The 22,529-nt window shown below is 70.0% G+C and carries 19 protein-coding genes; 9 read left to right on the top strand and 10 right to left on the bottom strand.

What is annotated here, in order from left to right; translation table 11 throughout:
- Window positions 1-55: 55 nt before the first annotated feature.
- From EIZ45_RS42665 to EIZ45_RS42650, 4 genes are all read right to left on the bottom strand, one after another.
- Complete coding sequence (locus EIZ45_RS42665) at window positions 56-580, bottom strand: hypothetical protein (protein ID WP_134669663.1); 525 nt, start codon at window positions 578-580, stop codon at window positions 56-58.
- On the bottom strand, window positions 558-845 hold the full coding sequence (locus tag EIZ45_RS42660; protein WP_134669665.1) for a cold-shock protein: 288 nt from the start codon (window positions 843-845) through the stop codon (window positions 558-560). Before EIZ45_RS42660 ends, EIZ45_RS42665 begins: the two co-directional genes overlap by 23 nt.
- Window positions 846-935: 90 nt before the next feature.
- On the bottom strand, window positions 936-3,185 hold the full coding sequence (locus EIZ45_RS42655) for an AAA family ATPase (RefSeq protein WP_134669667.1): 2,250 nt from the start codon (window positions 3,183-3,185) through the stop codon (window positions 936-938).
- Window positions 3,186-3,288: 103 nt separating this feature from the next.
- Window positions 3,289-4,269, bottom strand: coding sequence for a heme o synthase (locus tag EIZ45_RS42650; protein WP_037814661.1), 981 nt, complete (start codon window positions 4,267-4,269; stop codon window positions 3,289-3,291).
- A gap of 439 nt (window positions 4,270-4,708) precedes the next feature.
- Here EIZ45_RS42650 and tkt point away from each other — a divergent pair, with 439 nt between their 5' ends.
- The 6 genes from tkt to pgl are packed head-to-tail and all read left to right on the top strand — an operon-like array spanning window position 4,709 to window position 12,876.
- Window positions 4,709-6,808, top strand: a complete 2,100-nt coding sequence (gene tkt, locus EIZ45_RS42645; RefSeq protein ID WP_134669669.1) for a transketolase — start codon at window positions 4,709-4,711, stop codon at window positions 6,806-6,808.
- A 10-nt stretch (window positions 6,809-6,818) separates the two neighbouring features.
- A complete protein-coding gene (tal, locus tag EIZ45_RS42640; protein WP_134669671.1) occupies window positions 6,819-7,931 on the top strand; it encodes a transaldolase in 1,113 nt (370 codons plus the stop codon).
- Between the two features lie 10 nt (window positions 7,932-7,941).
- On the top strand, window positions 7,942-9,561 hold the full coding sequence (locus EIZ45_RS42635; RefSeq protein ID WP_134669673.1) for a glucose-6-phosphate isomerase: 1,620 nt from the start codon (window positions 7,942-7,944) through the stop codon (window positions 9,559-9,561).
- Window positions 9,558-11,087: a glucose-6-phosphate dehydrogenase gene (gene zwf, locus EIZ45_RS42630; protein ID WP_037814653.1), complete on the top strand. Its 1,530-nt coding sequence runs from the start codon at window positions 9,558-9,560 to the stop codon at window positions 11,085-11,087. The genes EIZ45_RS42635 and zwf overlap by 4 nt, the downstream gene beginning before the upstream one ends.
- The gene (gene opcA / locus EIZ45_RS42625) at window positions 11,084-12,106 is read left to right on the top strand and encodes a glucose-6-phosphate dehydrogenase assembly protein OpcA (protein ID WP_134669675.1); all 1,023 of its coding nucleotides are present in this window, start codon (window positions 11,084-11,086) and stop codon (window positions 12,104-12,106) included. Before zwf ends, opcA begins: the two co-directional genes overlap by 4 nt.
- A complete protein-coding gene (gene pgl / locus EIZ45_RS42620; RefSeq protein ID WP_134669677.1) occupies window positions 12,103-12,876 on the top strand; it encodes a 6-phosphogluconolactonase in 774 nt (257 codons plus the stop codon). The genes opcA and pgl overlap by 4 nt, the downstream gene beginning before the upstream one ends.
- 313 nt (window positions 12,877-13,189) lie before the next feature.
- On the opposite strand, the gene EIZ45_RS42615 is transcribed toward pgl, so the two are convergent.
- Window positions 13,190-13,849, bottom strand: a complete 660-nt coding sequence (locus EIZ45_RS42615) for a GntR family transcriptional regulator (RefSeq protein ID WP_205670303.1) — start codon at window positions 13,847-13,849, stop codon at window positions 13,190-13,192.
- 90 nt (window positions 13,850-13,939) lie between these two features.
- Between EIZ45_RS42615 and EIZ45_RS42610 the strand changes: the two genes are divergently transcribed.
- Window positions 13,940-14,479 carry a YbhB/YbcL family Raf kinase inhibitor-like protein gene (locus EIZ45_RS42610; protein WP_134669681.1) on the top strand — a complete coding sequence of 180 codons (540 nt, stop codon included), beginning with the start codon at window positions 13,940-13,942 and terminating at the stop codon, window positions 14,477-14,479.
- A 435-nt stretch (window positions 14,480-14,914) separates the two neighbouring features.
- Entirely contained in the window at window positions 14,915-16,117 is a 1,203-nt protein-coding gene (locus tag EIZ45_RS42605) for a sensor histidine kinase (RefSeq protein WP_162836018.1), read from the top strand.
- Between the two features lie 515 nt (window positions 16,118-16,632).
- Here EIZ45_RS42605 and EIZ45_RS42600 read toward each other — a convergent pair.
- The 5 genes from EIZ45_RS42600 to gap form a co-directional block, all read right to left on the bottom strand.
- The gene (locus tag EIZ45_RS42600; RefSeq protein WP_009075886.1) at window positions 16,633-16,977 is read right to left on the bottom strand and encodes an RNA polymerase-binding protein RbpA; all 345 of its coding nucleotides are present in this window, start codon (window positions 16,975-16,977) and stop codon (window positions 16,633-16,635) included.
- A gap of 76 nt (window positions 16,978-17,053) precedes the next feature.
- Window positions 17,054-17,284: a preprotein translocase subunit SecG gene (secG, locus tag EIZ45_RS42595; protein WP_033292761.1), complete on the bottom strand. Its 231-nt coding sequence runs from the start codon at window positions 17,282-17,284 to the stop codon at window positions 17,054-17,056.
- Between the two features lie 136 nt (window positions 17,285-17,420).
- Entirely contained in the window at window positions 17,421-18,206 is a 786-nt protein-coding gene (gene tpiA / locus EIZ45_RS42590; RefSeq protein WP_037814643.1) for a triose-phosphate isomerase, read from the bottom strand.
- Window positions 18,207-19,421, bottom strand: a complete 1,215-nt coding sequence (gene pgk, locus EIZ45_RS42585; protein WP_037814642.1) for a phosphoglycerate kinase — start codon at window positions 19,419-19,421, stop codon at window positions 18,207-18,209. It abuts the gene before it with no gap.
- Window positions 19,422-19,426: 5 nt separating this feature from the next.
- A complete protein-coding gene (gene gap / locus EIZ45_RS42580; RefSeq protein ID WP_037814640.1) occupies window positions 19,427-20,428 on the bottom strand; it encodes a type I glyceraldehyde-3-phosphate dehydrogenase in 1,002 nt (333 codons plus the stop codon).
- Between the two features lie 540 nt (window positions 20,429-20,968).
- On the opposite strand from gap, the gene EIZ45_RS42575 reads away from it, so the two are divergent.
- Entirely contained in the window at window positions 20,969-21,931 is a 963-nt protein-coding gene (locus EIZ45_RS42575; protein WP_134669683.1) for a hypothetical protein, read from the top strand.
- Window positions 21,932-22,529 lie beyond the last annotated feature (598 nt).

Genomic DNA, 22,529 nt, shown 5'->3' with positions numbered 1-22,529 from the left:
CCTGGCCCGGAGCGGGGTGGCAGCAGTCCCGGCGCTCACGCCGCCCCGCTCGGGATCACCGTCGGTAATCGATGTCCAGACGCGTGGACAAACGCTGCTCGGGCCAGGTCGCCGGGCGAGGACCGCAAGGTCCGCACAGCATGAGGTAGTGAAAGACGAATTTCAAGTTCGCGGTCCCGTTGTTCTTCACTTTGAAGACACAGGACCCGTAGAGGTCGTAGGGAGTGTTGTCGGATTTGTTTCCCTGGACCGTCGAATGCCAAAAATAGTCGACCGGGATATTGCTGTGGGCATCGTGGTACGGGAGCTGCATATGACCGGCAGTGCAGTTCATCGAGCTCACCGCGATAGCCTGGACGGCGGGCGAGATCCGGAAAGACCACGCCATCGGAACTTCCCTCCCAGGGAATGTCACCGCCTGGCCGGTGAACCGCCCGTTCGCATCCGTCGCGTCGAACGTGGTGTTGTCCTGGGTAAAGGTGTGGTAGTGGTCCGCACTCGCCGTCCCGGCCGCCAGCGCCAGCGCTGCCAGGACGGCGGCGCCGACGGCTACCGCCTCAGCGGCTTTCTTCCGGCCCATTCCCGCGCTCCTTCGTCGACATGATCCACGAAGCCCGCAGGCGAAAATCGTCCTGCTCGGCGTGCTCGACGATCAATCGGACTTCGTCGCCCACGTAGAGCTGGCGAAATCCGCTGTCGAGCACGCCCCAGCTCGCCGGATCGACAACCGAGTAGTGCACCCAAATCGGATCGCTGAAACTGTCGGATTCGACAACTCCCCACCCGTTGTCAATGTCCCACTGCCTGACTCGGCCCACGTAGACCAGACCATCCGAATACGCCATTTCGCGACCTCGCTCCTCAGTGACGGTATGCACTGACGGCGGCGTGGTCAACACTTTCCGTGAGGAACACCCGAAAGCGGACTCTGGCGATTAACCAAGCCCGCCGAGCGCAGCCACCGCCGGACCAGTCCGCACCACGCCGAGCCGCTGCGTCGCCCGGGTCAGCGCCACGTACAGGTCGTTCAGCCCGCGCGCCGAGCCAGCCACGATCTCGTCCGGCGACACCAGCACGACCCCGTCGAACTCCAGTCCCTTGGAACGATCGACGGTCAGCACGCTCAGCCGGTCGTCCTCCGGAAGCAGCTTCCGCACCTCGTCCACGCGCGAACCCGGCACCAGCACCGCGACCGTCCCACCGTCCACAGCGGACAGTTCCGCGGCCACCAGCGACGGCAGTTCCTCGTCCAGCGAAGCGACCTCCACGCCCCACGGCGGCACCCCGGTCTCCCGCACCGACGCGGGCGCGGCCAGGTCCACGTCGAGTTCGGCGAGCACGCCCGCCGCGACCGCCATGATCTCCGCCGGGGTGCGGTAATTCACCGTCAGCTGCTCGAGCCGCCAGCGGTCCGCGACGTAGGGCGACAGCACCTCGTCCCAGGTCCGCGCTCCCCCGGCGGCCCCGGTCTGCGCGACGTCGCCGACCAGCGTCATCGACCGGTTCGGCGTGCGGCGCATCAGCAGGCGCCAGTCCATCGCGGACAGTTCCTGCGCCTCGTCCACGATCACGTGCCCGAACGTCCACGTCCGGTCCTGCGCCGCCCGTTGCGCCGCGGTCAGCTCGCTGCGCGCCTGCTGGCGTTCGGCGAACAGTTCGGCGTCCAGCACGTCGGACACCCGCAGGATCTCCTCGTCCTGGATTTCCTCGTCCTGCTCGAGAATGTCCAGCACGCCTTCGGCATACGCGCGCTCGACGCGTTCCTGGCGCTTCTGCTCGGCCTCTTCCTCGGAGTCGTCGCTGCCGAGCAGTTCAGCCAGTTCGTCGAGCAGCGGCACGTCGGCGGGCGTCCACTTCGCGTCGCGACCGCTCTCCAGGTGCTTGCGGTCCTCTTCGGACAGCAGCTCGCCCGCCGCCCGGTCGAGGTGTTCGCGCTCGGCGAACAGGTCGTCCAGCAGGCCCGCGGGCGTGAGTTTCGGCCACAGCGAGTTCAGCGCGGCGGCCACCGCGGGGCTCGACGCGAGCTCGGCACGGATGTCCTGGACATCCTGCGCGTCCAGCAAGTCCTCGCCCAGCGCACGCGCGGCCTGCCGGGTGAGCGCGTCGAGCACGTCGGAGACGAACAGCCGCCGCGCGAGGTTGTGCGGCCGGCGCGAACGGCGGGCCCGGGTGCGGGCCTGCGCGCAGGTCTTCCGGTCGAGCTTGAGGATCTCGCGTTCGTGCTCGATCTCGATCACCGGATCGGGTACACCTTGCCGGTCGCGGACCGCCTTGGCGAGCACCTCGGCCATCACCAGCCGGCCCTTCACCTCGGCCGCTTCCGGCGACTCGACTCCGTCCGCGTCCAGGCCCGGCCACAGCTGCCCGATGGTCGACAGCAGCACACCCGTCTCGCCGAGCGACGGCAGCACCTGGCCGATGTAGCGGAGGAAGGTCGAGTTCGGGCCGACGACGAGCACGCCGCGCGTGGTCAGCTGCTGGCGGTGCGTGTAGAGCAGGTACGCCGCGCGGTGCAGCGCGACCGCGGTCTTGCCGGTGCCCGGCGCGCCCTGCACCACCATCACCCCGCCGAGCGGCGCGCGGATGATCCGGTCCTGTTCGGCCTGGATGGTGGCGACGATGTCGGCCATCTCGCCGGTCCGGCGGCGCTCCAGCGCGGCCAGCAACGCGGCCTCGCCGGCGAGCCCGAGGTCCTGGCCCTGGTCGGCGGCGGTCAGGTCGAGGATCTCGTCGTCGAACCCGGTGACGCGACGGCTCAGCGACCGCAGGTGGCGACGGCGGCGCACGCCGTCCGGCGAAGCGGCGGTGGCGAGGTAGAAGGGCCGCGCGACCGGCGCGCGCCAGTCGATCAGCAGCGGCCGGTAGTCGTCGTCCTCGTCGAACAGCCCGAGCCGTCCGATGTAGGCGGTTTCCTCGGTGTCTTCGGAGGCGCTGCCGGGCCCGAAGTCCAGCCGGCCGAAGCACAGCCCCTGTTCGACCGAACCGAGCTGGGCGAGCCGGTCGCTGTGCAGGTTCGTGGCGGCTTCGCGTTCGGTCCGCGCCTGCGGCGTCCCGCCGGTCTGGCGCAGGGTCTCGTCGAGGCGGCGCTGGGTCTGGGTGCGTTCGGCGTCGAGCTTCGCGAACAGCGCGTCGACATAAGCCTGCTCGCGGCGCAGCTCGGCTTCGTAGGCCGGTTCCTCGGGCAAGGAAAGGTCCTGCTTTCAGGTCGGGATCGGGGCCGGAAGAGTGCAACCGGCGAGGATCCCGGGCCATTCCTGCCCGGCGCGGATCGGGTGCGAACGGGTCGGGTCAGAAAGGCAGGCCGAGGACCGGCAAGCCGATCGCCGAGTCGACCGCCAGCGCGACGAACACGATCATCAGGTACGTGTTCGACCGGTGGAACAGCGCCATCGGCTTGGTCTCCTCGCCGCGGTGCACGGCGGCCTGCAGCCGGTGCGCGTAGAAGAGGAACCAGCCGCCGGCGAGGATCGCGAAGGTCGCGTACAGCCAGCTGGTGACCGGGAGCAGCAGCAGCGTCCAGGCGACCATCACCCACGAGTAGATGACGATCTGCCGGGCCACGTGCTCGGCGGTCGCGACGACCGGGAGCATCGGCACGCCCGCGCGCTCGTAGTCGTCGCGGTACTTCATGCCCAGCGCCCAGGTGTGCGGCGGCGTCCAGAAGAAGATCACGCCGAACATCACGAACGCAGGCCACTGCACGGTGCCGGTGACCGCGACCCAGCCGATCAGCACCGGCATGCAGCCCGCGGCCCCGCCCCAGACCACGTTCTGCGACGTCCGCCGCTTGAGGCCGAGGGTGTAGACGAAGATGTAGAACAGGATGGTCGCGATCGCGAGGACCGCCGCCAGCAGGTTCACCGTGAAGTACAGGACGGCGAACGAGGCGATGCCCAGGACGAGGCCGAAGATCAGCGCGTTGCGCCTCGGCACCGCGTCCTTGACCAGCGGCCGCCGCTTGGTGCGGTTCATGACCTTGTCGATGTCGCTGTCGATCACGCAGTTGAGCGCGTTCGCGCTGCCGGCGGCCATGGTGCCGCCGACCAGCGTCGCGACCACCAGCCACGGGTTCGGCACCTCGCGCCCGGCGAGGAACATCGCGGGGATCGTGGTGACGAGGAGAAGCTCGATCACGCGCGGCTTCGCCAGCGCGGCGTACGCGCCGGCCACCTGGCGGAAGCTTCGCCGGGCCCCGCTCGGCCGTCCGCCGTCCGGGGGTACGGCGCTGGTGTCTTCACTGCGTCCGTGCGCAGCGTTCACCAACGACATTTCTCTCCCTGAGTCAGTCCTGGGCCGGGCGGCGCGGAAGAAGAGGTGGTGCTCATGGAGAACTTCCGTGCCTGGCCCGCGATCGATGTTAGACGTGACGGACCGGCCCGACGCCCGCGGGTCCGGGACACGCCCGGCGGTGTTCCCTCCGTCACGTCCGCCGCGGCGGGCCGCGATGAGTCGGGACGGCCCGCGGCGGGTAGCCGGAGACAGACAGGCGGGCAGGATCACCTCACCCGCAGGGTGCGCGCCCGCGCTCGCGCGCACGCGTACGCACTAGGGTGACAGCGACGGGCCGCTCGCTCCGCCTGCACAGCGCCGCCAGCAGGAATATCGTCCCTTCGGGATCGATTGAGATAACTGAGGGCGCACACCGCAGCACTTGAGCGGCACGCACGGAATACAGCCACCACTTCACCGACGCAGGAGTTCGAGTTCAGTGTCCGAAACCTCTAGCAGCGAGACCAACCCCTTGCTCCGGCGCAACGTGCCGGCCGACTGGACCGAGACCGACACCCGCGCCGTGGACACCGCCCGCGTGCTGGCCGCGGACGCCGTCGAAAAATGCGGCAGCGGGCACCCGGGCACTGCGATGAGCCTGGCGCCGCTGGCGTACACGCTGTTCCAGCGCACGATGCGGCACGACCCCGCCGACCCGGAGTGGCCCGCCCGCGACCGGTTCGTGCTCTCCGCCGGGCACTCCAGCCTGACCCTCTACATCCAGCTGTACCTGGCCGGGTTCGGCCTGGAGCTGGAAGACCTCGAGCAGCTGCGCCGCTGGGGCTCCAAGACCCCGGGCCACCCGGAGTACCGGCACACCAAGGGCGTCGAGACCACCACCGGCCCGCTGGGCCAGGGCCTCGCGAACGGCGTCGGCATGGCGATGGCGGCGCGGCGCGAGCGCGGCCTGCTGGACCCGGACGCCCCCGCCGGCGAGAGCATCTTCGACCACCACATCTACGTGATCGCCTCCGACGGCGACATCGAAGAGGGCGTCACCTCCGAGGCCTCGTCCATCGCGGGCCGCCAGGAGCTGGGCAACCTGATCGTCTTCTACGACGACAACAAGATCTCCATCGAGGACGACACCAACATCGCGCTGTCCGAGGACGTCGCGAAGCGCTACGAGGCCTACGGCTGGCACGTGCAGACCGTCGAGGGCGGCGAGGACGTCGTCGCGATCGAGGCGGCCATCAAGGCGGCGCAGGCCGAGACCACGCGGCCGTCCTTCATCCAGCTGCGCACGATCATCGGCTACCCGGCCCCGACGAAGATGAACACCGGCAAGGCGCACGGCGCGGCGCTGGGCGCGGAAGAGGTCGCGGGCGTCAAGAAGGCGCTGGGCTTCGACCCGGAGAAGAACTTCGACGTCGACGAGGCCGTGCTCGCGCACACCCGCCAGGCGATCGAACGCGGCGAGAAGCAGCGCGCCGAGTGGCAGGAGCGCTTCGAGGCGTGGGCCGCGGCGAACCCGGAGCGCAAGAAGCTGGCCGACCGGCTGTCGACCCGCACGCTGCCCGAGGGCTTCGCGGACAACCTGCCGTCGTGGGAGCCCGACGCCAAGGGCATCGCCACCCGCAAGGCCTCCGGCGAGGTGCTCAACGCGCTGGCCGAGCCGCTGCCCGAGCTGTGGGGCGGTTCCGCGGACCTCGCGGAGAGCAACAACACCACCATGAAGGGCGCCGACTCGTTCGGCCCGGCCGCGGCCGGCACCGACATGTGGAAGACCAACCCGTACGGCCGCACGCTGCACTTCGGCATCCGCGAGCACGCGATGGGCTCGATCCTCAACGGCATCGCGCTCCACGGCGGCACCCGCCCGTACGGCGCGACCTTCCTCACCTTCTCCGACTACATGCGCCCGCCGGTCCGGCTCGCCGCGCTGATGAAGGCCCCGGTCATCTACGTGTGGACGCACGACTCGATCGGTCTCGGCGAGGACGGCCCGACGCACCAGCCGATCGAGCAGATCGCCGCGCTGCGCGCCATCCCGGGCCTCAACGTCGTCCGCCCGGCGGACGCCAACGAGACCGCGTACGCGTGGAAGGCCGTGCTGGAGGACGTGCACCACCCGTCCGGCTTCGCGCTGACCCGGCAGAACGTGCCGGTGCTGGAGGGCACGAACGCCGAGGGCGTCAAGAAGGGCGGCTACGTGCTGGCCGAGGCGTCCAACGGCGCCCCGGAGGTCGTGCTGATCGCGACCGGTTCCGAGGTCCAGCTGGCCGTCGAGGCGCGCAAGACCCTCGAGGCCGACGGCATCCCCGCCAGCGTGGTCTCGATGCCGTGCGTCGAGTGGTTCGACGCGCAGGACCAGGACTACAAGGACGCCGTCCTGCCGCCGACGGTCAAGGCCCGCGTTTCGGTCGAAGCCGGGATCGCGATGCCGTGGCAGCGCTTCACCGGCGACGCCGGCGAGAACGTGTCGATCGAGCACTACGGCGCCTCGGCCGACGCCGCGACGCTCTTCCGCGAGTTCGGCTTCACCGCCGAAGCCGTGGTCGACGCCGCCCGCCGCTCGATCGCCAACACCAAGAACTGAAGGGAGTGCAATCATGACTGACCGACTCGCGCAGCTGTCCGAAGCAGGCGTCTCGATCTGGCTGGACGACCTCTCGCGGGAGCGCCTGAACTCGGGCAACCTCGCCGGGCTCATCCGCGACAAGCACGTCGTCGGCGTGACCACCAACCCGACGATCTTCGCGAACGCGCTGTCGAAGGGCGCCGCCTACGACGAGCAGGTCAACGACCTCGCCGCGCGCGGCGCGGACCTCGACGGCACCGTCCGGGAGCTGACCACCACCGACGTGCGCAACGCCGCGGACCTGTTCCGCGACGTGTACAACGCCACGAACGGCGTCGACGGACGCGTGTCCATCGAGGTGGACCCGCGCCTGGCGAAGGACACCGACAAGACGGTGGCCGAGGCCAAGGACCTGTGGAAGACCGTCGACCGGCCGAACGTGATGATCAAGATCCCGGCGACCGAAGAGGGCCTTCCCGCGATCACCGCGGTGCTCGCCGAGGGCATCAGCGTCAACGTCACGCTGATCTTCTCCGTCGAGCGCTACGAGGCCGTCATCAAGGCCTTCTTCGCCGGTCTCGAGCAGGCGAAGGCCAACGGCCACGACCTCAAGGGCATCCACTCGGTCGCGTCGTTCTTCGTGTCCCGCGTGGACAGCGAGGTCGACAAGCGGCTGAATGCGATCGGCACCGACGAGGCCAAGGCGCTGCTGGGCGAGGCGGCCATCGCCAACGCGCGGCTCGCGTACGCGGCCTTCGAGAAGCTGTTCGCCACGGACCAGTGGAAGGCGCTCGCCGAGGCGGGCGCGAACGCGCAGCGTCCGCTGTGGGCCTCCACCGGCGTGAAGGACCCGGCCTACTCCGACACCCGGTACGTCGACCAGCTCGTGGTCAAGGACGTCGTGAACACGATGCCCGAGAAGACCATGGACTCGGTCGCCGACCACGCCGAGATCACCGGCGACACGGTTTCCGGAAAGGGCGAGCAGGCGCAGGCGATCTTCGACAAGCTGTCGGCGGCCGGCATCGACGTGCCGGACGTGTTCGTGACGCTGGAGACCGAAGGCGTCGAGAAGTTCGAGAAGTCCTGGCAGGAACTGCTGGACACGGTGACCGGGCAGCTGAACAAAGCGAGGGGCTGAACCAGAGACCATGAGCGGGGACGAAACCGGCGTCGTGATCGTCGACGCCGAACTGGCAGAAAAGGCAGCGCCGCTGGCGCAGCGGCTGGCCGCCGACGGCGCCGCTGCCAAGCTCGCCGCCAAGGACTCCACCCTGTGGGGTCCGGACGCCGAGTCCGAAGCGTCGATCCGATTGTCCTGGACGACGTTGCACAAGTCGTCGCGTCCGTTGATCGGGGAAATCGAAGCGCTGCGCGCGGAACTGCGCAGCGAGGGCGTGGACCGCGTGGTGCTCGCCGGCATGGGCGGTTCGTCGCTCGCGCCGGAGGTCATCACCGCCACCGCCGGCGTCCCGCTCACGGTTCTCGACACGACCGACCCCGGCCAGGTGGCCGACGCGCTCGCGGGCGACCTCGAGCGCACCGTCATCGTGGTGTCGTCGAAATCCGGCGGCACCGTCGAGACCGACAGCCACCGCCGGATCTTCGCCAAGGCGTTCGCGGACGCCGGGATCGACGCGGCGCGGCGCATCGTCGTCGTCACCGATCCCGGCTCCCCGTTCTCCGAGCTGGCGGAGAAAGAGGGCTACCGCAAGACCTTCCTGGCCGACCCGCACGTCGGCGGCCGCTACTCCGCGCTGACCGCGTTCGGCCTCGTGCCGGCCGGTCTCGCGGGCGCGGACGTCGCGCGGCTGCTCGACCAGGCGGCGTCGGTGGCGGAAACGCTCGCCGAGGACGCGCCCGAGAACCCGGCCGTGCAGCTGGCGGCGGCGTGGGGCGCGGCGCACGAAGCCGGTGCGGAGAAGGTCGTGCTGGCCGACACCGGTTCGGGCATCAAGGGTTTCCCGGACTGGGCGGAGCAGCTGATCGCCGAGTCCACCGGCAAGCTCGGCACCGGCCTGCTGCCGGTGGCCGTCGAGGGCCCGGACGCACCCGGGTTCGCCGACCACGGCAAGGACGCGACCGCGGTCGCGATCGGCGCCCCGGAAGGCGCGGCGCAGATCTCAGTGACCGGCCCGCTCGGCGCGCAGTTCCTCTTGTGGGAGTTCGCGACCGCGCTCGTCGGACGGCTGATCGGGATCAACCCGTTCGACCAGCCGGACGTCGAGGCGGCCAAGAAGGCGGCGCGTGCGCTGCTGGACGACCCGGAGAAGCTGAAGGGCGGCGAGGAACCGGCCACTGTGGACGGTGCCGTCGAAGTCTTTGGCAGCGAAGGAGTTTCGACGGACGGCAAGCTCGCCGACGTCCTGCGCGCGTTCTTCGGTTCGGTGGCCGACGGCGGGTACATCGCCGTGCAGGCCTACCTCGACCGGCTGGACGACGCGTCGACTTCGTTGCTGCGCGGCGAAATCGCCAAGCGGACCGGCGTGCAGACCACGTTCGGCTGGGGCCCGCGGTTCCTGCACTCCACCGGGCAGTACCACAAGGGCGGCCACCAGAACGGCAGCTTCCTGCAGATCACCGGAGCCGTCGAGGACGACCTGTCGGTGCCGGACCGCCCGTACACGCTGGGGCAGCTCCAGCACGCGCAGGCGCTCGGCGACGGGCAGGTGCTCGCCGAGCACGGGCGCCCGGTGCTGCGGCTGCACCTGACCGACCGCGCCGCCGGGCTCGCCGAGCTCGTGCGGGCAGTGCAGGAGGCCGCTCAGTGACCACCTGGCGCAACCCGCTGCGGGACCCCCGCGACAAGCGGCTGCCGCGGATCGCCGGGCCGTCGAGCCTGGTGATCTTCGGCGTCACCGGCGACCTGGCGCGCAAGAAGCTCATGCCCGCCATCTACGACCTCGCGCACCGCGGGCTGCTGCCCGCCGGGTTCTCGCTGGTCGGCTTCGCCCGCCGGGACTGGGAACACCAGGACTTCGGCGAGCTGGTGCACGATTCGGTGCGCGAGCACGCGCGGACGCCGTTCAAGGAGTCGGTGTGGAACCGGCTCGCCGAAGGAATCCGGTTCGTCCAGGGCACTTTCGACGACGACGACGCCTTCGACCGGCTCGCGAAGACCGTGCGCGAACTGGACGAGGAACGCGGCACCGGCGGCAACACCGCGTTCTACCTGTCGATCCCGCCGGGCGCGTTCCCCGTGGTGACCAAGCAGCTGGCGCGGTCGGGCCTCGCGCAGGCCGACGAGAACACCTGGCGGCGCGTGGTCATCGAGAAGCCGTTCGGGCACGATCTCAAGAGCGCCAAGGAGCTCAACGCGATCGTGAACGACGTCTTCCCCGAGGAGTCGGTGTTCCGCATCGACCACTACCTCGGCAAGGAGACGGTGCAGAACATCCTGGCGCTGCGGTTCGCGAACCAGCTGTTCGAGCCGATCTGGAATGCGAACTTCATCGACCACGTGCAGATCACCATGGCCGAGGACATCGGCCTCGGCGGCCGCGCGGGGTACTACGACGGGATCGGCGCCGCGCGCGACGTCATCCAGAACCACCTGCTGCAATTGCTCGCCTTCACCGCGATGGACGAGCCGCTGTCGTTCGAGCCGAAGGCGCTGCGGTCGGAGAAGGCCAAGGTGCTGGCGGCGACCAAGCCGATGCTGCCGCTCGACCAGACCACCGCGCGCGGGCAGTACGCGGGCGGCTGGCAGGGCGGCACGAAGGTGCCGGGGCTGCTGCAGGAAGCCGGGTTCGCGAAGGACTCGAAGACCGAGACGTACGCCGCGGTGACGCTGGAGGTGCAGAACCGCCGTTGGGCGGGTGTGCCGTTCTACCTGCGCACCGGCAAGCGGCTCGGCCGCCGCGTCACCGAGATCGCGGTCGTGTTCAAGCGCGCGCCGCACCTGCCGTTCGACTCCACCTCCACCGAGGAACTGGGGCAGAACGCGCTGGTCATCCGCGTGCAGCCGGACGAGGGCATCACGCTGCGGTTCGGGTCGAAGGTGCCGGGGACCACGATGGAGGTCCGCGACGTCACGATGGACTTCGGCTACGGCCACGCGTTCACCGAATCGTCGCCGGAGGCTTACGAGCGGCTGATCCTGGACGTGCTGCTGGGCGAGCCGTCGCTGTTCCCGGTGAACGAGGAAGTCGAGCTGTCGTGGGAGATCCTCGACCCGGTGCTGTCGCACTGGGCGAAGCTCGGCACCGCGCCGGAGCAGTACCCGCCGGGCAGCTGGGGACCGAAGTCGGCTGACGAAATGCTGGAGCGTACCGGCAGGCACTGGAGGCGTCCGTGATCATCGACCTGCCGTCGACCACGACGTCGGCGCTGAACAAGAAACTGGTGGAGATCCGCGAGCAGGGCGGCCAGGTCGCGCTCGGCCGGGTGCTGACGCTGGTGATCGTCGCGGACGACGACGCCAAGCTCGAGGACGCCATCGAGGCCGCGAACGACGCCAGCCGCGAGCACCCGTCGCGGGTGATCGTCGTGGCGAAGGGCGCGCGCACGGCCGCGGCGCGGATAGACGGCCAGATCCGCGTGGGCGGCGACGCCGGCGCGAGCGAGGTCATCGTGCTGCGGCTGTACGGTCCGCTGGCCGCGCAGGGGCAGAGCGCCGTGGTGCCTCTGCTGCTGCCGGACGCGCCGATCGTCACCTGGTGGCCGGGCGCCGGTCCGAAGGCTCCCGCGGAGGACCCGCTCGGGCAGCTGGCACAGCGGCGGATCACCGACTCGGCCGCGGAAAAGAGCCCGATAAGGTCTCTCACCACGCGCGCGAAGTCCTATGTGGAGGGTGACACCGACCTGGCGTGGACTCGGCTGACCCGCTGGCGGGCGCAGCTGGTGTCGGCGCTGGACCTGCCGCCGTACGAGAAGATCACGAGCGCGACGGTCACCGGCGAGGCCGATTCGCCGTCCACCGAACTGCTCGCGGGCTGGCTCGCCGAGTACCTCAAGGCTCCGGTGCACCGGGTCAAGAGCTCGAGCGCGCAGGGCATCATCTCGGTGAAGCTGGAGCGGAAGTCGGGCGCGGTGGAGCTGACGCGGCCGGACGGGCGGGTCGGCACGCTGACCCAGCCGGGCCAGCCGACGCGGCGGATCGCGTTGCAGCGGCGCAGCAACCCGGAATGCCTCGTCGAGGAACTTCGGCGGCTCGACCCGGACGAGATCTACGAGGCGGCGCTGCACGGGCTGCACAAGATCGCCGCTTCCAACGGGTCGAAGCCCGCTGCCGCCAAGCCCGCCGCCGCCGCTAAGCCCGCTGCGGCCGCGAAGCCGAAGACGGCCCGCAAGACGGCGGAAAAGAGCAGCTCATGAGCCGGACCGAGGTCGTCGTCTACGAAAACCCGGACCTGCTCGCCGCGGCCGCCGCGGCCCGCCTGGTGACCCGGATCGTCGACGTGCAGGCGGCCCGCGGCACCGCGTCGGTGGTGCTCACCGGCGGCGGCACCGGCATCGCCGTGCTGCGCGAACTGCGGGAGTCGAGCGCGCGGGACGCGATCGACTGGTCGCGGCTGGACATCTACTGGGGCGACGAACGGTTCGTCCCGGCGGATTCGGACGAGCGCAACGAGAAGGGCGCCCGCGAGGCCCTGCTCGACCACGTGCCGCTGGCTCCGGAGCGGGTGCACGCGATGGCCCCGTCGGACGGCGAATTCGGCGACGACGTCGACGCTGCCGCCGAGGCCTACGCGAAGGTCCTCTCCGACGCGGCGGGCCCCGGCGCGGATGTCCCGGAGTTCGACATCATGCTGCTGGGCCTTGGCGGCGAGGGCCACACGGCGTCGCTGTTCCCGGAAACCGCCGAGGTGCGCGAAACGCAGCGCTCGGTAGTGCCGGTCCGCGACTGCCCGAAGCCCCCGCCGACGCGCGTATCGCTGACGCTGCCCGCCATCCGCCGCGCCCGCGAGGTGTGGCTGATGACGGCAGGAACCGCCAAGGCGGACGCGGTCGCGCAGGCACTGGCCGGTGCGCCGGAAACGCAGATCCCCGTCTCGGGCGCCCGCGGCTACCGGCGGACGCTGTGGCTCCTCGACCGCGAGGCAGCCGGGAAGCTGACGAAGGTGTATCAGCCGCCTGCCGAGTAAGACGGTTTGCCGGGAAGGGCTCCTCGCGCGTGTGGCGCGGGGAGCCTTTTTCGTTGCGGTGCAAGGCGGTTGCTGAATGGCTCGCCAGCGACTCCTCGCGCATTGCCGCTGAGTTCTTCTCCGCCGCGCGGCAACGAATCCGCTACTCTCCCGCCGCGCAGCATCGCCGCCGAATGGTTCGCCAGCAACTCCCGCACATTCCTGCCGCGCCCGAATCCGTTGCGCGGCAACGAATCCGCCGACTGCCCTCCGATCAGCAGCGCCTGCCAGCAACTCCCGCCGGACCCATCTCCCTCGCGCCGCAAGGAATCCCCTACTCCCCCGCCGCCTCCGCCCCCGTCAGCAGCGCCGCCGTCGCCCCGAGGTGGTCCGTCAGCAGTCCCGCCGCCTCCTCCGGATCCCGGCTCAGCGCGGCCCGTTCCAAGGCCTCGTGCTGGGCGAGCACGTCCTCCACCGGCAGCCGGTACGCCGGGTGCACCGTCCAGCGCCGGGCCAGTTCGCTCGCCATCCACATCCGGTCGAAATTCTCCAGCAGCACCGCGTTCCCGCAGCCGTCGAGCAGCGTGCGGTGGAACAACCGGTGCGCCTCCGCCCAAGCGGCGGAGTAGTAGCTGCCTTCGTCCGGCACATACATCGGCGTCCGGGCGAGCCGATGCCCCGCCGCGCGCACCCGCGTCTCCCACTCCAGGTCTCCGCGCGCGACCGACAACCGCAGCATCGCGGGCTCGACCGTCTGGCGCGCTTCGACGATCTCCTGCCACCGCCGATCCGCCAGCGAGGGCACCGCGAACCCGCGGTTCGTCAGCCGTTCCGCCAGGCCCTCCCCGACCAGCCGCACCAGCGCTTCCCGCACCACGGCCAGGCTGACCTCGTACCGCGCCGCCAGTTCCTGCGGTTTCAGCGCCTGCCCCGGCTCGACCTCGCCGCGCATGATCGCGTCGCGGACCTGGTCGTAGATCTGCTCGGACAGCATCTGCTTCATGCCCTCAGGATAGACGATCCCTCAAATCATCGATTATTAGTGTTATAGTCGATGACGTACCGCTTCCCTTGAGAGGAACCCATGTCCGCCAACTCCCCGTTCGCGCACCTTCCCGAGGTGCCGAGCTTCACCGTCACCAGCACGACCGTCGCCGACGGCGCGGCCTGGTCCGCCGAGCAGTTCTCCGGGATCTTCGGCGTGCCCGGCGGCAAGGACACGTCGCCGCAACTGTCCTGGTCCGGCGCTCCGGAAGGCACGAAGAGCTACGCCGTCACGGTGTACGACGCCGACGCTCCGACCGGTTCCGGCTTCTGGCACTGGGCCGTCGCCGACATCCCCGCCACCGTCGCCGACCTGCCGGAAGGCGCGGGCGACGACACCGGCTCCGGACTCCCCGAGGGCGCGTTCCAGTTGCGCGGCGACGCGGGTGCCGCCCGTTTCATCGGCGCGGCCCCGCCCGCCGGTCACGGCGAACACCGCTACTTCGTCGTCGTGCACGCCCTGGATGTCGCGTCGATCGGCGTCCCGGCCGACGCGACGCCCGCCGTCCTCGGGTTCACCATGTTCGGCCACGTGCTCGGCCGCGCGGTTCTCGTCGCGACCGCGGAGACGCCCGCGTAAGCCTCAGCCCGCCCGCTTACCCGGCCGCCGCGTCCGTGCTCGCCACGACGCGGCGGCCTTCGATTGCGCAGCGACACGTCCCACCCACCCGCACGGGTGATCTCTCCCCTGTACGCGTGGCACGGACCCGGCGTCGACCTGGGCGGCAAACGGAGTAACTGACACTGCGCCAAAAAGCGGCTCACCAGTATGTGGGAACCGCCGTATGGTGAACATAAGGTGATGTGATCGACACAAGGTGATGTCGACCGCGCTATGTTCATCCTGTTGGAGCAGTTGTGGAGATTACAACACCACAAGAACCACTCTGGGTGAAACTTACTGGCAACACACACGTTCCCGTTAGCATCCGCACATTTGTTCACCGCCGCGCGTCCCGATCGGGTGGCCGGAGCATCTCATCACTAAGTCCACAAGACGAATGGGGTCGCCGCGATGAGCACTGAGGGACTCTCGATTCCTGGCATCTCGATGAGCAGCTCCGCCGCGGGAGCCGCCCGGCGGGACAGGCGAGTCAGCCTGACCGGGGCGTTCGCCGTGTTCCGGAAGCCCCTCGTCGCGACGATCGCCGTCGAAGCGGTGGTCGTGCTGCTGGCGGTGCTCGACGTCTGGCTCGTCGTGCCGCCGAAAGCACAGCCCTATTCGCTCTACCTGTCGGCCGCCGCGTGCCTCGCGGTCGTGGTGCGGCGGCGGTTCCCGTTCCTCGCGGTGCTCGCCGCGGCACCGGGGTTCTTCGCCGGATGGGCGCAGCTCGCGTCGATGCTCAACCTCGGCATGCTCGCGACCCGGCGGCAGCTGCACTGGCAGACCTGGGTCGGCGCGGGACTGGTGTTCACCTGCCGGTTCGTGCGGTGGCCGCTGTCGGAGTTCGCGGAACTGAGCTGGCGCGAACACGTCCTCGACGGGATCTACGGCGTGCTGGTGGCCGGGATGCCGATCGCGATCGGCCTGCTGATCGGGGCGCGCGCGGAGATCTCGGCGAAACTGCGCGAGCTGGCCAAGAGCCGCGACCGCGAACGCCGCTTCCACGCCGACGCGGTGCGCGCCGAGGAACGCGCCCGGCTGGCCCGCGAGATGCACGACGTGGTTTCGCACCAGATCACGCTGATCGCCATGCAGGCCGGCGCGCTGCAGGCACAGGCGAAGGACGGTCCGGCGCTGGAAACGGCGCAGGTCATCCGCCAGCTGTCGACGCGGACGCTCGAGGAACTGCGCTCGCTGGTGAGCGTGCTGCGCTCCGGCTCCGGCGACGACGGCCCGCGGCCCGGCATCGGCGAGCTGGACCACCTGATCCGCGAGTGCGACGTCCCGGTGCAGCTGACCGTCGAGCAGCTCCCGGACACCCTGCCGAGCCAGGTCTCGGCGGCGGCGTACCGGACGGTGCAGGAATGCCTGACGAACGTCCACAAGCACGCCCCCGGCGCGACGGCCACCATCCGCATCCACGCGGCGAGCGGCGCGCTGGACATCGAGGTGGAGAACGCCCGCGCCTGCCGTGCGGGCGAGGCCTTCCCGTCGGGCGGCCACGGACTCACCGGACTCGCCGAACGCGCCCGCCTGCTGGGCGGAAGCTTCGAAACGTCCGGGACGGAGGACGGCGGATTCCGGGTGCGGGCACGGTATCCGCTGGACCGCTGAACCTGGCGAGGATTGGTCTGGACCGGTCAAGAGCCTTGGCCGCGCCGGGTCTTGCTGGCGACAGGGCGGGAATCGGGCCTTTCCGGAGGTCTAGACCTACCCCTGGGCGGTCTGGACCACTTGGGCGGCATCCAGTCCCGGCGGTCCGAGCGGGAGCTTCTCCGCCGGGCTGAGCCGCCCGGGCGACAGCCACTCCCCCGGCGCAAACCGGTTGCCTCCGGGCCTGCGGAGGTCCTGAAGGTCCGGACCACGCAGGCGACGCCCCGCGCTCCGGACCGCACCACAGGTCCCCGCCCGTCTTCTCGCCCGGCTGGACCGCCCGGACGACAGCCAATCCCCACCGAACCGAACGGCCGGACCCGGCCGCGGTCCAGACCGCCGAGGCATCCCCACCGCACGGGAGCGCCCCGGGGATGGTCTGGACCTGCCTCGGTCCAGACCACCCCCGGGAACTAAAAAACCACCGGCCCTCGCCCTCGCGGACGGGAAGCCGGTGGTCCCGGAGAAACCGTGCCTCAGATCAATTCGCGGCGTTGGCGGAGGCGCTCGAGCGCTTCGGCGAGGATGGCCTCGCCGTCGGCGTCGCTGCGGCGTTCCTTCACGTAAGCCAGATGTGTCTTGTACGGCTCGGTACGAGGCGCGGCGGGCGGATTCTGCTCGTCCTGACCGCCCGGGAGCCCGCAGCGCGGGCAGTCCCATTCGTCGGGGATTTCCGCGTCCATCGCGAACGACGGGCGAGCCTCGTGCCCGTTCGCGCACCAATACGACACCCGGCGCCGTGGCGCCGATTCACCCCGCTCCGATTCGCCCGAAGGACCGGCACCCACGCGGGTGCCGCGAATCGCGTTACCGCCAACCATGAATCCTCACCCGTTGGAATCGGCGGCGCGCCCCCCAATAGGCACGCCGATCGCAAGTCCCCTTCCGGGGACCCGGTCATACCTTGAGCAGGAGGCCGAGACCCACGATGCTGATCAGCCAGATGGCCCCGAGCAGCAGCGTGATCCGGTCGAGGTTCTTCTCGGCGACGCTGGACCCCGCGAGGCTCGACTGCATCCCGCCGCCGAACAGGGACGACAGGCCGCCGCCCCGGCCGCGGTGCAGCAGCACGGCCACCACCAGCAGGACGCTGGAGGCGATCAACAGGATTTGCAGGAACAGCTTCATGTCATCCTCTGTGCTTGTCGGAGCATGCAGGGGTACGGCCGAACCCGCACAGCGTGCGGATCTTCACCGTACCCCTGGACTCGTCCACTGCTCTAGTGACGGACCGAACACACAGGCTACCCGGTAGTGCCCACGATCAGGGCAGCGGGCCACCGGCGGCGAGCGCGCAGAGCTTGGTGAACTCCTCGCCGTCGAGGCTCGCGCCGCCGACCAGCGCCCCGTCGATGTTGTCCGCGGCCACCAGCTCGGAGACGTTCCCGGACTTCACCGAGCCGCCGTAGAGCACGCGGACCGCGGTGGCGACCTCGTCGCCGTACTTCTCCGAGAGCGTCCCGCGCAGGGACTTGCAGACCTCTTCGGCGTCGGCGGCGGTCGCGACCTTGCCGGTGCCGATGGCCCACACCGGCTCGTACGCGATCACCACGGCCTGCACCTGCTCGGCCTTGAGCCCCTTGAGGCCCTCGATCAGCTGGTTGCGGGTGTGCTCGAGGTGCTCGCCCGCCTCGCGGATCTCGAGCTCCTCGCCCACGCACAGGATCGGCGTGATGCCGTGCTTGAGCGCGGCCTTGACCTTCTTGTTGACCAGCTCGTCGGTCTCGCCGTGGATCGCGCGCCGCTCCGAGTGCCCGACGGTGACGAAGCTGCAGCCCAGCTTCGCCAGCATCGGGCCGGAGATGTCGCCGGTGAACGCGCCCGAGTCCTGCGGCGACAGGTCCTGCGCACCGTAGGTGAGGGAGAGCTTGTCGGCGTCGACGAGCGTCTGCACGCTGCGGATGTCGGTGAACGGCGGCAGCACGGCCACGTCCACCTTCGCGTAGTACTTCTCCGGCAGCGCGAAGGCGATCTTCTGCACCAGGGCGATGGCCTCGAGGTGGTTGAGGTTCATCTTCCAGTTGCCTGCCACCAGGGGCTTGCGTGCCACTTAGTTCTTCCCCTCCAGCGCCGCCACGCCGGGCAGCTCCTTGCCTTCCAGGTACTCCAGCGAGGCGCCGCCGCCGGTGGAGATGTGCGAGAAGCCGTCCTCGGGCAGGCCCAGCTGCCGCACCGCGGCGGCCGAATCGCCGCCGCCGACCACGGTGAACGCGTCGCTCTTGACGAGCGCCTCGGCCACCGCGCGGGTGCCGCCGGCGAACGCCTCGAATTCGAAGACGCCCATCGGGCCGTTCCAGAAGACGGTCGCCGCGTCGGCGAGCTTCCGCGCGAACAGCTCGGCGCTGCGCGGGCCGATGTCGAGGCCCATGCGGTCGGCCGGGATCGCGGTGACGTCGACGGCCTCGTGCGCCGCGTCGGCGGCGAACCCGTCGGCCGCGAGCACGTCGACCGGCAGCACCAGTTCGACGCCGCGCTTCTCGGCCTCGGCGAGGAAGCCCTTGACCTGGTCGAGCTGGTCCTCCTGGAGCAGCGACGTGCCGACCTCGCAGCCCTTGGCCTTGAGGAACGTGTACGCCATGCCGCCGCCGATGAGCAGCCGGTCGACCTTGGTGAGCAGGTTCGCGATGACGCCGAGCTTGTCGGACACCTTCGAGCCGCCGAGCGCGACCACGTACGGCCGCTTGACGTCGTCGGTGAGCTTCTTCAGCACGTCCAGCTCGGCCAGCACGAGGCCGCCCGCGTACGCCGGGAGCACCGCGGCGATCTCGTAGACCGAGGCCTGCTTGCGGTGCACGACGCCGAAGCCGTCGGAGACGAACGCTCCGCCCGGGGTCAGCGCGGCCAGCTCGGCCGCCAGCTCGGACCGGTCGACGGCGTCCTTGCTGGTCTCGCGGGCGTCGAAACGCACGTTCTCCAGCAGGACGACGCTGCCGTCGGCCAGACCGGCGGTCAGCGCCTTCGCCGACTCGCCGACGAGGTCGCCGGCCAGCGGGACCTCGGCGCCGAGCAGCTCGCTGAGCCGCTTCGCGACCGGGGCGAGCGTGAACTTCGGGTCCGGCTCGCCCTTGGGGCGGCCGAGGTGCGCGGTGACGACGACCTTCGCGCCCGCGTCGGCGAGCTTCTTGATCGTCGGCAGCGCGGCGCGGACCCGGCCGTCGTCGGTGATGGCCGACCCGTCGAGCGGGACGTTCAGGTCGCTGCGCACCAGCACGTAGCGGCCCTGAACGCCCTCGCCCAGCAGGTCGTCGAGGTTCTTGACGCTCATCAGGTTCAGAGCTTCGAGCCGACGAGCTTGATCAGGTCGGCGAGGCGGTTGGAGTAGCCCCACTCGTTGTCGTACCAGCCGACGACCTTGACCTGGTCGCCGATCACCTTGGTGAGCGGCGAGTCGTAGATGCAGGACGCCGGGTCGGTGACGATGTCCGAGGACACGATCGGGTCGACCGAGTACTTCAGGATGCCGGCCAGCGGGCCCTCGGCGGCGGCCTTGTAGGCGGCGTTGATCTCCTCGACCGTGGCGGACTTCTTGAGGGTGACGGTGAGGTCGGTGGCCGAGCCGGTCGGGACCGGGACGCGCAGCGCGTAGCCGTCCAGCTTGCCGAGCAGCTCCGGCAGCACGAGGCCGATCGCCTTGGCCGCGCCGGTGGAGGCCGGGACGACGTTCAGGGCGGCGGCGCGGGCGCGGCGCAGGTCCTTGTGCGGGCCGTCCTGCAGGTTCTGGTCCTGCGTGTAGGCGTGGATCGTGGTCATCAGGCCCTGCTCGATGCCGAAGGCGTCGTTGAGGACCTTGGCCAGCGGGCCGAGGCAGTTGGTGGTGCAGGACGCGTTCGAGATGATCGTCTGCGAGCCGTCGTACTTGTCGTCGTTGACGCCGAGGACGACGGTCAGGTCCTCGCCCTTGGCGGGCGCGGAGATGATGACCTTCTTCGCGCCGCCGGCGATGTGCGCCTTGGCGGCGTCGGCGTTGGTGAAGAAGCCGGTCGACTCGACGACGACGTCCACGCCCAGGTCGCCCCAGGGCAGGTTGGCCGGGTCGCGCTCGGCGAGGGCCTTGATGGTCTTGCCGTCGACGACGATGCCCTCGTCGGAGACGCTGACCTCGCCCGGGAAGCGGCCGAGGATCGAGTCGTACTTGAGCAGGTGGGCCATGGTGGCGACGTCGCCGAGGTCGTTGAACGCGACGACCTCGATGTCGTGACCGCTCGCCTTCACGGCACGGAAGAAGTTGCGGCCGATCCGGCCGAAGCCGTTGACACCTACGCGAACGGTCACTGCTGCCACTCCTCTGGTGTTGATCACGGCGGCGGCGCGCCGGCCGCCGACCGCTGAAGTTGGTCACTGCGGAAGTTCCCCGGGGCGCCCGCCCCGGACGACTTCTGCGACTTCCGGAATCGGTGCAACCCTAGCGTGCGGGCCCCGTTGCCCCGGACTGCCCTGACGAGACTTCCACCACTGCCGGGAGACGTCAAGAATCGATTAAGAACCCAGCTCAGCCGGGTGAGGACCGGAAACGGGGCGCGGGCTCCCGCGGTGCCAGGGGGCGGGAGCGGACCAGTGGCTTGATCGGTCTTGGTGCCCCGGTTCACGCTGTCGGGCGGGTGGCCGGGACGGTCCCCGACGGACCGCGGCCTTCCGGACTCCCCGTGGCCGCCGGTCCGTGGCGCCCGGCGCGGACCGCCCCCGGTTGCCTCCGGCCCGGGCGGCGCCGACTATCGCCGAACGCGGTACAGCCGCTCCCGGACCTCATAAGCTTCCTTGATCAACACGCACTTCCGCGATGCGCCGGAAGGCGGCCAGGGGAGGAATCGCGCAATGCAGCCAAGCGGGTATCCGCCGTATCAGAACCCTCAAGGGCAAGCCGGCCGTCCGGGTTATCCGGAGCATTCCGGGCATCCCGGGTATCCCGGTCAGGGGCAGGGCGGGTATCCGGGACAACCGCCGACGCGGCCGCACTTTCCCCAGGGACCTCCCGGGCCAGCAGCGGAACAGTGGAATCCCGTCGGCGTTTCTTCGCCGCACACCGGTCCGGAGGGCGACGAGACCGGCAAGAAGCCGCGGAAGAAGTGGAGCCGCAAGAAGAAGCTGTTGGTGTTCATCCCGTCCGGCCTCGTATTCGCTCTCGGCGCGGCTTTTCTCGCACTCGTCGTCGTGGTCAACTGGACGCACATCACCGGAGTCCAGCCGGTCGCGGACGACGCGGCCGGCCTTCAGTACGAGGTCAGCGACGAGTGGACCCCCTTCTCCGCCCGGCTGACCATGGGCGGCGGCGAATGGAAGATGCTGCAGTACGGCATCGGCGACTGCCACGGCACGAAGGACGGGAAACCCTCCCAGGCCCAGGTCACCAAGGCGTCCATCTTCACCGCCGCGTACCCGGCCAGCGCCAGTGCCGGCAAGGACGCGGCGCTGAAGCTGTTCCAGCAGATCATCCCGTCGTTCTACGAGATGACCACCGGCTTCAAATTCCAAGACGTCAACAACGGCGAGCACGGCCGATGGGGAGAGGTGAACATCGATGGGGTCCAGGGGTACAAGTATTCCGTCCGTCCCGCGCACCACGGAGTCGCCGACTGCGACGGCGGTGTCAACACCGATCCCGATTTCGACAACGGCATGGTCTTCGTGGCGCTGCCCGCCAAGGATTCCAGCGGGAAACCGGTGACCGCCGTGATCTGCTACTACCTGATGGATCCGACCTTGACCATCGACGGGTACCGGAACCTGACCGCGGCGGACAAGGACGAGATCCTGAAATCGTTCAAGGTGAATAAATAAGCGGCTGTTCCGGCAGGGTCTGGCTGGCCGGATTTCGGTGGGGCGGCGCGGGCTGGTCGGCCGGGCCGGTTGATCGGAAGGCAGATCGAAGTGCCGGGCGAGCCCGGGCAGCTGGCGAGCCTGGGCGACTGCGGGCCTGGGCGACTGGGCTAGGCAGCTGGCGGGCCCGGGCGGCCGCGGCCCGGGCGACTGGACTAGGCAGCTGGCGGGCCCGGGCGGCCGCGGCCCGGGCGACTGGACTAGGCAGCTGGCAGGCCCGGGCGACCGCGGACCTCGGCGACCGGACTAGGCAACTGGCAGGCCCAGTTGACTGCGGACCTCGGCGACCGGACTAGGCAGCTGGCATGCCCGGGCGGCCGCGGCCCGGGCGACTGGACTAGGCAGCTGGCAGGCCCGGGCGACCGCGGACCTCGGCGACCGGACTAGGCAACTGGCAGGCCCAGTTGACTGCGGACCTCGGCGACCGGACTAGGCAGCTGGCATGCCCGGGCGGCCGCGGCCCGGGCGACTGGACTAGGCAGCTGGCAGGCCCAGGCGACCGCGGACCTCGGCGACCGGACTAGTGTCCTGCGTCAGAAATTCGTCGGCAGAAGTTGGC

Source organism: Amycolatopsis sp. CFH S0740, assembly GCF_004522315.1.
Lineage (GTDB): Bacteria > Actinomycetota > Actinomycetes > Mycobacteriales > Pseudonocardiaceae > Amycolatopsis > Amycolatopsis nivea.
This window is presented reverse-complemented; position numbering and strand designations above follow the sequence as displayed.

What these genes read in the sequence shown, in the direction of transcription:
- EIZ45_RS42665 (WP_134669663.1), bottom strand. Translation starts at nt 580, where the DNA reads ATGGGCCGGAAGAAAGCCGCTGAGGCGGTAGCCGTCGGCGCCGCCGTC.
- EIZ45_RS42660 (WP_134669665.1), bottom strand. Translation starts at nt 845, where the DNA reads ATGGCGTATTCGGATGGTCTGGTCTACGTGGGCCGAGTCAGGCAGTGG.
- EIZ45_RS42650 (WP_037814661.1), bottom strand. Translation starts at nt 4,269, where the DNA reads ATGTCGTTGGTGAACGCTGCGCACGGACGCAGTGAAGACACCAGCGCC.
- EIZ45_RS42635 (WP_134669673.1), top strand. Translation starts at nt 7,942, where the DNA reads ATGAGCGGGGACGAAACCGGCGTCGTGATCGTCGACGCCGAACTGGCA.
- pgl (WP_134669677.1), top strand. Translation starts at nt 12,103, where the DNA reads ATGAGCCGGACCGAGGTCGTCGTCTACGAAAACCCGGACCTGCTCGCC.
- EIZ45_RS42615 (WP_205670303.1), bottom strand. Translation starts at nt 13,849, where the DNA reads ATGCTGTCCGAGCAGATCTACGACCAGGTCCGCGACGCGATCATGCGC.
- EIZ45_RS42610 (WP_134669681.1), top strand. Translation starts at nt 13,940, where the DNA reads ATGTCCGCCAACTCCCCGTTCGCGCACCTTCCCGAGGTGCCGAGCTTC.
- EIZ45_RS42605 (WP_162836018.1), top strand. Translation starts at nt 14,915, where the DNA reads ATGAGCACTGAGGGACTCTCGATTCCTGGCATCTCGATGAGCAGCTCC.
- EIZ45_RS42600 (WP_009075886.1), bottom strand. Translation starts at nt 16,977, where the DNA reads ATGGTTGGCGGTAACGCGATTCGCGGCACCCGCGTGGGTGCCGGTCCT.
- secG (WP_033292761.1), bottom strand. Translation starts at nt 17,284, where the DNA reads ATGAAGCTGTTCCTGCAAATCCTGTTGATCGCCTCCAGCGTCCTGCTG.
- pgk (WP_037814642.1), bottom strand. Translation starts at nt 19,421, where the DNA reads ATGAGCGTCAAGAACCTCGACGACCTGCTGGGCGAGGGCGTTCAGGGC.
- EIZ45_RS42575 (WP_134669683.1), top strand. Translation starts at nt 20,969, where the DNA reads ATGCAGCCAAGCGGGTATCCGCCGTATCAGAACCCTCAAGGGCAAGCC.